The organism is Pseudomonas sp. AC463, from assembly GCF_979253585.1.
In genome coordinates this window covers 1-245 of record NZ_CEEDDZ010001028.1, presented here as the reverse complement: position 1 = coordinate 245, position 245 = coordinate 1, and the positions used below count along the sequence as shown (strand labels likewise).

The following is a 245-nucleotide window of genomic DNA, read 5'->3' as shown; positions in this document are numbered from 1 at the left end:
AGCAATGCCGCGTGAGTGATGAAGGCCTTAGGGTTGTAAAGCTCTTTTACCCGGGATGATAATGACAGTACCGGGAGAATAAGCTCCGGCTAACTCCGTGCCAGCAGCCGCGGTAATACGGAGGGAGCTAGCGTTATTCGGAATTACTGGGCGTAAAGCGCACGTAGGCGGCTTTGTAAGTTAGAGGTGAAAGCCTGGAGCTCAACTCCAGAATTGCCTTTGATACTGCATGGCTTGAATCCAGG

At 51.8% G+C, this 245-nt stretch carries 1 rRNA gene; it reads left to right on the top strand.

The features are described 5' to 3' along the window. A 16S ribosomal RNA gene (locus AC0IYH_RS33365) occupies positions 1-245 on the top strand; the annotation flags it as partial.